Here is a 6,939-nt window from a genome sequence, read left to right on the forward strand (position 1 = left end):
TACAGATAGCTGCAGTCAGCGTAGTTTTACCATGGTCAACGTGGCCAATAGTACCAACGTTAACGTGCGTTTTCGTACGTTCAAATTTTTCTTTAGACATGACAGTCCCTCTAAGCACGGTATTTCGGTGGCATTACGACCACACAACCAACAATCAGGTTTGTTGAGTATACATCAAACGGCTTGAAGTAACCTTGGAGAGGATGGTGCTGATAGGCAGATTTGAACTGCCGACCTCACCCTTACCAAGGGTGCGCTCTACCGACTGAGCTATATCAGCACTCTAAAAAGAGTGGAGCGGGCAGCGGGAATCGAACCCGCATCATCAGCTTGGAAGGCTGAGGTAATAGCCATTATACGATGCCCGCAATCGTTACTCGTAGAGCTATTCAAACAATTTGAAATTGGTGGTGGAAGAAGGATTCGAACCTTCGAAGGCTGAGCCGTCAGATTTACAGTCTGATCCCTTTGACCACTCGGGAATTCCACCTAAATTTTGGTGCCGGCTGCCGGAATCGAACTGGCGACCTACTGATTACAAGTCAGTTGCTCTACCAACTGAGCTAAGCCGGCGACAAGTGCTGCGCATTCTATGCCATGGATTTGAGGGGTGCAATAGGGAATTTTAAAAAAATGGGTGATTTTTGCATCTTTTGGGTATTTTTTCGTGTGATTGTTGGGAAAGTAACCAGCCAACACCTTGATGACAATAGGCAAGCGCTTTTCCTTCCCGCTGGTTTGCGGTATCGTCACTCTCTTTATTGGCTTAAGGCACATGGATCATGAACGCAACGCTAACGCCTTATTTGTCGTTCGACCGTCAACAATGGGCTGAACTGAGGGATGCAGTGCCCATGACGCTTACCGAAGATGACATTGACCGCTTACGCGGCTTGAATGAACATTTATCAATGGATGAAGTGCGCGATGTCTATCTACCGTTGTCGCGCTTACTCAATCTGTATGTTAAAGCGCGTAAAAGCCGAACTGAAGTACTTGATGAGTTTCTTTCTCAGCCCGTGTCAAACCATGTGCCTTACGTTATCGGCATTGCAGGCAGTGTGGCGGTTGGGAAAAGCACGACGGCAAGGCTCCTAAAAGCGCTTCTAACCCGGTGGCCGGATCACCCTAAAGTGGCGTTAGTCACCACTGATGGTTTTTTATATCCCAATGCTGAGCTCGAATCGCGCGGCATCATGCACAAAAAGGGCTTCCCGCAATCGTATGACATGCGCAAGCTGGTTGAATTTGTCGCTGACGTCAAATCAGGCAAAGACTGTGTCACTGCGCCTGTTTATTCCCACCTTGTCTACGACATTACATCGGATGAGCAAAAAGTCGAAAAGCCCGATATTTTAATATTAGAGGGGCTGAATGTGCTACAAAGTGGCATGGATTATCCACACGATCCGCACCACGTGTTTATTTCTGATTTTCTCGACTTTTCTATTTATGTAGACGCCGAGCCTGACTTACTCAAACACTGGTACATCGAACGCTTTATGAAGTTTCGGCGCGGGGCATTCCTCGATCCACAAGCTTATTTTCACCATTACACGCGCTTGTCCGTCGAAGAAGCGACACAGAAAGCAGCCACCATTTGGAATGATATTAACGGCAAGAATTTACTAGAAAACATTTTGCCAACCCGTGAACGGGCAAGCTTAGTGTTAGAAAAGGGCCCGAACCATTCTGTTCAGCGCGTACGCGTGCGTAAATAGTCCGCATTCGTATAAGGACTAATCATCGCGCCTTAACGAGATTTCCCCTCCCAAGTAAGGCGTGATGTTTCCATCAACCTCCAGCAATAAGGCGCCATGCTCATCAATACCGCGCTCAATTCCTTTTACCTGGCGGTCGCCCATTAATAGCTTAACGGGGCGACCGATAAAATTATCCAGTTGTGGCCAATCAGCCAAAATACTAGCCATACCTTGCTGTTCGTAGTCGATAAGCGATGCCTTGAGACGGTGAATCAAGTTCGCTGCTAACGTATTACGTGACGGCATCGGTGAACACGCCTGTGCAAGCTTCGCCCAAGGTTGATCAATATTGTCGTTAAGATGAGCCCCCATGCCGAGGTTAAGCCCCATACCAATCACTATGTGTGCCGCATCACCCGTTTGCCCGGTCATTTCAACCAAAATACCCGCTAACTTTTTGTCTTGATAATAGAGGTCGTTAGGCCATTTTACTTTGACACCTGGCGCACCCAGATCGTGTAACGCTTTTGTCATTGCTACTCCGACAACAAGGCTGAGCCCCATTGCCGCCGCAGGCCCTGCATCTAATCGCCAATACATGGAGAGGTATAAATTGCTACCAAACGGCGATTGCCATGCACGCCCTCGACGACCACGGCCTTGTTGCTGATACTCGGCCAAGCACACACTACCAGGACTGAGCTGCCCCACTCTTTCCATTAAATGCTGATTGGTTGAGTCTATCACTGGGATCACAGCCAAAGCGGGTATATCGGTATGGGCACTTAACCAAGCTTCATCGAGCAGCTCAATCGGTTGTGATAAGCAATAGCCTTTGCCCTGTACTCGATAAATATCAAGCCCCCAAGATTGGAGAACCTTGATGTGTTTACTGATCGCCGCACGCGTCATACCCAGCGCTTCCCCCAGCATTTCGCCAGAGTGAAACTCACCATCAGATAAACGTGTAATCAAGGCGAGACGTGCCGAATGCGCGCTCTTCATTGTGCCTCCAAGGTTGTTTCACCCTGCTGATCAATCAAGCGCACTTCGTGCTCAAGCCTCACACCAAAACGCGTATAAACATGCGAGACGACATGCTTAGCTAAACGTATCACATCATCACTGATCGCATTCTCGGCATTGGTAATAACCAGTGCTTGCTGAGGATGAACGCGTGCGCCGCCTTGGCGTTTCCCTTTTAAGCCACATTGATCAATCAGCCACCCCGCTGCGACCTTTTTTTGTCCCAAAGGCGCGGAAAAGAGCGGCACATCAGGGTAAGAAACCTTTAACTTTGTCGCTTGCTCGCTATCAAGCACCGGATTTTTAAAGAAACTCCCAGCGTTACCGCATACAGAAGGATCGGGTAATTTAGCGCGCCGAATCGCACACACAGCATCAAAAATGCCTTTGGGGGTCGCTTGTTGAGAATCCAGTTCAGCTAACGCGCCATACTTGAGTACCGGTTTCCACGCTTTATCCAAGCGAAAGCCAACCTGAGTAATGACCCATCCCTGCATGGCGGGGGTTTTAAAAATCGAATCGCGGTAACCAAACTGACATTCATCGCAAGACAGACGACGTTGATTGCCCGTGTCAGGATGATAGATATCGACGTAAGCGCAACGCTCCGCAAATTCGACACCATAGGCACCAATATTTTGAATCGGTGCCGCCCCCACACAGCCGGGAATTAATGCCAGGTTCTCAAGCCCAGGCATCGCATTATCAATACTCCAGGCAACAAACGCATGCCAAGGCTCACCGGCGCCAACATGTAATAGGTAATGGTCAGCGTGGTTATCGATCGTGATCCCCTTTAGGCGGTTAAGGACCACCACTCCCTCAAAGTCTTGGCAAAAAAGCAGGTTGCTGCCTTCACCAACCACTAACTTCGGTGAGTTGTGATAATCAGACGCTTGCCAAATCTCTTGTAAGTCTTGCACACAATGTGCTTCTACAATCGCTTGGGCGCGCGCGGGCAAACCAAACGTATGATGGGGTGTCAAAGACACATCAGATAACCACTTCATCGTTGCATTACGCTGTTAGAAAACTCATTGATGGGTATACTACCTGTCCTGCTCGTATTGCGCATCTATTAGGCTATGGATAATTATCACATTCACCCGCTAGAGCCCTTGCGGTTCCCACTGGTAGCGCGGTTCTACAAAACACACTATCCTCCCGGAAAACCCAAGAAAGATGAACGTATTTGGGTCATTGATGGCCCGAGTGGACTATGTGGCGCGGTACGCTTTCAGCAACGTCTCGAGTATCAGTTACTCACAGGCATGTTGCTACACCCTGATCTGCGAGGAACAGGTTTAAGTCATCGTTTACTCGACGCAGTGCAAGAAACACTGTGTCAACGTCCTAGCTTTTGCTTAGCTTTCCGTCCACTGACTACCTTGTATGCGCAGCATGGTTTTACGCCTGTCGATCATCACGTATTACCCGATGATCTGGCTGCACGCCTGCACCGTTATTGTCAAAGTGGCAAAGATTTAGTGGCGATGGAATACTCACCCAAAGCGTGACATTAGCAACAAAGCCATTGCGCGGTGATCCGTAGCTTGACGCAATTTCTGGTATCATTCAGGGTTTAGTATCAATGCTCGACTCTGGCCGTCGAACAAAAAGAGGTAATAATGGATTCAGCGAACGCAAACCGGCAGCTTATTGATCGCTTGCCCACCATTGCGCACCAGCCAGAAAATCTCGAAACCTTATTAGACGCGGTCTCATTTAGAGAACGGCTCCTTAGCGAAATTAAAAAAGCAACATCACGTATTTATCTGGTGGCTCTGTACTTACAAGACGACGAAGCAGGACGAAGCATTCTGGATGCGCTTTACGAAGCAAAGCAAGCTAACCCTGCCCTCGATATCAAAGTATTAGTCGACTGGCATCGCGCACAGCGAGGGTTAATTGGTGCTGAACAGTCGGACGGTAATGCAGGACTATATCGAGCTTATGCAGAGCGCTACCCACATAAGATAGAGGTCTTGGGTGTGCCAGTTAGAAACCGCGAAGTCTTCGGCGTTTTGCACTTAAAAGGATTCGTATTTGATAACACCGTTATATACAGCGGCGCCAGCTTAAACGATGTCTATTTAGCGCAACATGATAGATACCGTTATGACCGTTATCACGTGCTCGCCAATAAAGTACTCGCCGACACCATGGCAGACTTTATTGTCAACACGTTAATCGCCGACAGTGCCGTCAACTGTCTCACCTCGCCCGACCGCCCCAACAGCAAAGCACTAAAGCCAAACATTCGTGAGTTTCGTGGTCAGCTACAGCAGGCCAGCTATCGATATCAAGATGAGCCGATTAGTGAAGACCAAGTTGGACTTACCCCGATGGTCGGGTTAGGTAAACGGAAAAATAAGCTCAATCGCTATATCTGTCATTTGATTGCCAGTGCCCATGATGAATTAGTCATTTGCACGCCCTATTTTAATCCACCACGCAGTGTCGTTCGCGAAATCCGTCGCGCACTTCGCCGAGGGGTAAGCGTGAGGATTATAGTGGGAGATAAAACCGCGAACGATTTCTACTCACCACCAGAGGCGCCATTTAAGACGATTTCAGCTCTGCCTTATTTGTATGAAGTCAACTTACGCAACTTTGCCCGTCGCAACGAAGCAGCGATTGCAAAACGTCAGTTAAATATCCATATCTGGAAACATGATGACAACAGCTTCCATTTGAAAGGCATTTGGGTCGATCGCCAGTATATGCTGTTAACGGGAAATAACCTCAATCCGCGCGCCTGGAAGCTAGACTTAGAAAACGCCATCTTGATTCATGATAAGCATCAGCAATTAGAGGCGCAGAAGCAGCAAGAGGTAGATACGATCTTGGCTCATACACAGCTGGTTGGCAGTTATAAGCAGATAGAAAAAATGGAGGATTATCCTGCGCCAGTCAAACGCCTACTTAAACGGATAAAGCGGGTTAAGGCCGATCATATACTCAATCAGATACTTTAGGGGATAACCGCAATGAAACAGGCCAAAATAGCTGCCATTGACGTTGATGCACAGCGCACGTTTACGCCGTTATGTCCTGACGAATTACCCGTCCCCGAAGGCGATACCATCGGACCGGCACTCAACGAGCAGGCAACGTTGGCTGACGTACGTGTTTTGACCAAAGATGCGCATCCTGCTAACGCCATTTGGGTGGTCGACGACCCCGCTGACATGCTCCAGCCTTTGCCGCATAAAAACGCCGATCTGACTTGGGTGCAACACGCGGTTCCCGGAACGAAAGGGTTTGAGACGATTGACGCATTGCCAGCAGTGACCGAATATCATTATGTGGTTTGGAAAGGCATCGAGCCCGATCTTCATCCGTATGGTGCTTGCTTTCATGATATTGAAGAAAAGCTCAGTACTGGATTAATTGAGTGGCTGCATAGCCAAGATGTCGAAACAGTAATAGTGGGCGGGCTGGCAACCGATTACTGCGTCAAAACAACCGCTATCCAACTGAAAAAACGGGGTCGTTTCGACGTTGTCGTTAACCTTGCCGCTTGCCGAGGGATTAATGCTAAAACCGTATCCTCTGCCTGTGACGAGATGCTGGCCGTCGGTATCAAATTAGTCGATAGTCAACTGGCGTTAAGCTGTCTACTGCCCCGTTAATTTGTATCGCAGCAGCACATGATTGCTTGCTGCGATCTTGCTTATATAGCCTTTAGGATCACCATATTAGTTAATGACCGGTTTATTAAGGCCAATTCCTACAACAAAAAAAAACTAACCGAGTGGTTAGGACCTCATATTTCAGTTCATCAACGTTTTACGCATATCTACTTTGATAATTATATTGCGATCTGTAGATCGATAATTTTGCTGCAAGATACACAGTTTTATTAGACTCTCAAGATACAAAAAAGCCCCGACCGTCAGGCCAGGGCTTTATTGGTTTTTCATCAAAGATTAAAGATACAAAAAAACCCCGACTGTTAGGTCAGGGCTTCGTATTTCTACTCATCAAAGTCTTACGCATATTCGCTTTGATGATTAAATTGCGAGCTATGCGCAGGGAGTTTTGAAGCGAGACGCACAATGTATGCCAATACATGAGCATCGCAGCTATCAAAAATCACAAGCAATATGCGCAATTTATAATCAAAGCCTGGCGATGTCCTACTCTCACATGGGGAGACCCCACACTACCATCGGCGCTGCTTCGTTTCACTACTGAGTTCGGCATG

7 protein-coding genes, 4 tRNA genes and 1 rRNA gene are annotated in these 6,939 nt (G+C 47.9%); 4 read left to right on the forward strand and 8 right to left on the reverse strand.

Annotated features, from left to right (window positions below):
* From BZJ21_RS14750 to BZJ21_RS14770, 5 genes are all read right to left on the reverse strand, one after another.
* Positions 1-100, reverse strand: a 100-nt coding sequence (locus BZJ21_RS14750) for a GTP-binding protein (RefSeq protein ID WP_131826328.1), incomplete at its 3' end; no start/stop codon positions are given.
* Positions 101-204: 104 nt separating this feature from the next.
* Positions 205-280: transfer RNA gene (locus BZJ21_RS14755), tRNA-Thr, on the reverse strand.
* Positions 281-293: 13 nt separating this feature from the next.
* A tRNA-Gly gene (locus BZJ21_RS14760) sits at positions 294-368 on the reverse strand.
* 37 nt (positions 369-405) lie between these two features.
* Positions 406-490: transfer RNA gene (locus BZJ21_RS14765), tRNA-Tyr, on the reverse strand.
* A gap of 7 nt (positions 491-497) precedes the next feature.
* Positions 498-573 (reverse strand) — tRNA-Thr (locus tag BZJ21_RS14770).
* A 209-nt stretch (positions 574-782) separates the two neighbouring features.
* On the opposite strand from BZJ21_RS14770, the gene coaA reads away from it, so the two are divergent.
* Positions 783-1,721, forward strand: a complete 939-nt coding sequence (gene coaA, locus BZJ21_RS14775; RefSeq protein WP_077461939.1) for a type I pantothenate kinase — start codon at positions 783-785, stop codon at positions 1,719-1,721.
* An 18-nt stretch (positions 1,722-1,739) separates the two neighbouring features.
* Here the strand turns inward: coaA and birA are convergent, their stop codons facing one another.
* Together birA and murB are read right to left on the reverse strand one after the other, a co-directional pair.
* Complete coding sequence (birA, locus tag BZJ21_RS14780) at positions 1,740-2,708, reverse strand: bifunctional biotin--[acetyl-CoA-carboxylase] ligase/biotin operon repressor BirA (protein ID WP_077670193.1); 969 nt, start codon at positions 2,706-2,708, stop codon at positions 1,740-1,742.
* Positions 2,705-3,739: a UDP-N-acetylmuramate dehydrogenase gene (gene murB, locus BZJ21_RS14785; RefSeq protein WP_021024457.1), complete on the reverse strand. Its 1,035-nt coding sequence runs from the start codon at positions 3,737-3,739 to the stop codon at positions 2,705-2,707. The genes birA and murB overlap by 4 nt, the downstream gene beginning before the upstream one ends.
* 75 nt (positions 3,740-3,814) lie before the next feature.
* Between murB and BZJ21_RS14790 the strand changes: the two genes are divergently transcribed.
* The 3 genes from BZJ21_RS14790 to BZJ21_RS14800 all read left to right on the forward strand — a co-directional run bounded on the left by BZJ21_RS14790 (position 3,815) and on the right by BZJ21_RS14800 (position 6,364).
* The gene (locus BZJ21_RS14790) at positions 3,815-4,246 is read left to right on the forward strand and encodes a GNAT family N-acetyltransferase (protein ID WP_021024456.1); all 432 of its coding nucleotides are present in this window, start codon (positions 3,815-3,817) and stop codon (positions 4,244-4,246) included.
* Positions 4,247-4,357: 111 nt separating this feature from the next.
* Positions 4,358-5,707, forward strand: a complete 1,350-nt coding sequence (gene pssA, locus BZJ21_RS14795) for a CDP-diacylglycerol--serine O-phosphatidyltransferase (RefSeq protein WP_021024455.1) — start codon at positions 4,358-4,360, stop codon at positions 5,705-5,707.
* Positions 5,708-5,719: 12 nt separating this feature from the next.
* Positions 5,720-6,364 (forward strand): isochorismatase family protein, encoded by a 645-nt coding sequence (locus BZJ21_RS14800; RefSeq protein WP_077670194.1) that lies wholly within the window; start codon positions 5,720-5,722, stop codon positions 6,362-6,364.
* A gap of 494 nt (positions 6,365-6,858) precedes the next feature.
* Here the strand turns inward: BZJ21_RS14800 and rrf are convergent.
* Positions 6,859-6,939: ribosomal RNA gene (gene rrf / locus BZJ21_RS16940) — 5S ribosomal RNA — on the reverse strand; the annotation flags it as partial.

Source organism: Salinivibrio costicola subsp. alcaliphilus, from assembly GCF_001996185.1.
GTDB lineage: Bacteria > Pseudomonadota > Gammaproteobacteria > Enterobacterales > Vibrionaceae > Salinivibrio > Salinivibrio costicola.

What these genes read in the sequence shown, in the direction of transcription:
- BZJ21_RS14800 (WP_077670194.1), top strand. Translation starts at nt 5,720, where the DNA reads ATGAAACAGGCCAAAATAGCTGCCATTGACGTTGATGCACAGCGCACG.
- murB (WP_021024457.1), bottom strand. Translation starts at nt 3,739, where the DNA reads ATGAAGTGGTTATCTGATGTGTCTTTGACACCCCATCATACGTTTGGT.
- pssA (WP_021024455.1), top strand. Translation starts at nt 4,358, where the DNA reads ATGGATTCAGCGAACGCAAACCGGCAGCTTATTGATCGCTTGCCCACC.
- BZJ21_RS14790 (WP_021024456.1), top strand. Translation starts at nt 3,815, where the DNA reads ATGGATAATTATCACATTCACCCGCTAGAGCCCTTGCGGTTCCCACTG.
- coaA (WP_077461939.1), top strand. Translation starts at nt 783, where the DNA reads ATGAACGCAACGCTAACGCCTTATTTGTCGTTCGACCGTCAACAATGG.
- birA (WP_077670193.1), bottom strand. Translation starts at nt 2,708, where the DNA reads ATGAAGAGCGCGCATTCGGCACGTCTCGCCTTGATTACACGTTTATCT.